The sequence below is a fragment of the Thalassobacterium maritimum genome, assembly GCF_031127805.1.
GTDB classification, from domain to species: domain Bacteria; phylum Verrucomicrobiota; class Verrucomicrobiia; order Opitutales; family Coraliomargaritaceae; genus Thalassobacterium; species Thalassobacterium maritimum.
Window position 1 is genome coordinate 1 of sequence record NZ_JARXHW010000153.1, and the last position, 1205, is coordinate 1205.

The 1205-nt window shown below is 49.7% G+C and carries 1 protein-coding gene; it reads left to right on the top strand.

Annotated features, from left to right (window positions below; genetic code table 11):
- Window positions 1-81 precede the first annotated feature (81 nt).
- The coding region (locus QEH52_RS19765; protein ID WP_308952685.1) for an IS4 family transposase at window positions 82-1205 on the top strand (1124 nt) is incomplete at its 3' end.

The following is a 1205-nucleotide window of genomic DNA, read 5'->3' on the forward strand; positions in this document are numbered from 1 at the left end:
CACGGACTTAAGCGGCATAATTGAGTATAAAAGCTCAAATAAAAAGCTGACGTAAAGGCCGTTGGCAGGTAGCGTTTTTGTATGCAAAAACTAGAACGCTTCTTACCCGGATTCAACCATGTTTTATGTGGCAAACCACCTAAGACGGCCTTTACGCAATATCGAGAAAAACTGCTCAAATTACGGCAGTCAACGCTTTCCGAATTATCTTCAATTTTCGAAGGTTTAATCCCACTTGATAAGCTCTCGCCCAATGCTCGCGGGGCGCATAGTCGCACCCGGGTTTACTCTCGAAGCGTGAGTTTCTTTGGGTTCCTGCATCAAGTGCTCTCGCCCGGCATGCCTTGCCGAGAAGTGGTGCGTAAGGTGCAGAGTTTTTGCAGTGAGAAGAACCTGCCGTTGCCCGATTCCGACAAAGCGGCCTACTGCCGTGCCAGAGGCAAACTGGATGATAAGCTCCTCGATAAGATTCACACGCATATAAGCGAGAAGGTTCAGCAGCGTGTCATGCAGAACCAGCGCTGGAAAGATCGTGACGTAAAAGTGATCGACGGGACAGGCATCACTTTGCCGGATACAGTTGAAAATCAAAAAGAGTTCCCGCAACCCAGCCGTCAATTACCAGGTTGTGGATTCCCTGTGATGAAAGTGGTCGCTTGCTTTTGCTTAGCCAGTGGAGCTTTGCTCAAATGGGTTGAAACTGAACTCAAACGTCATGAAAGCCGAATCATCGTTAAGTTCATTGAACACTTCCGCCCAGGCGATGTCGTCTTGACGGACCGTGGGTTCAGCTCCTACGGGAACCTGGCTGCCTTATGGATCAAGGGCGTGGATGCGGTCATGCGAGTGCATCAGGCACGTAAGCTGGATTACCGAAAAGGAAAGGTGCTCGGGCCGATGGATCGTCTCGTTCAATGGGAAAAACCAGCATGCCCGAAAGGATGGGATGTGGATCATTGGGCAAGCTTACCTGCGACTATGATGCTACGTATTGTGCGTATTCGAATTGAAGTCAAAGGCTTCCGAGTGCGTCAGTATGATCTAGTCACTACACTGCTAGAGGAGCAGATTTACAGCGCCGATGATTTGGCCGAACTCTATTTTAGACGGTGGGCAGTCGAGTTGTTCTTTCGTCACATCAAAACCACGATGGGCATGGAAATGCTCCGATGCAAAACCCCGAAAATGGTGCGCAAGGAGCTGCG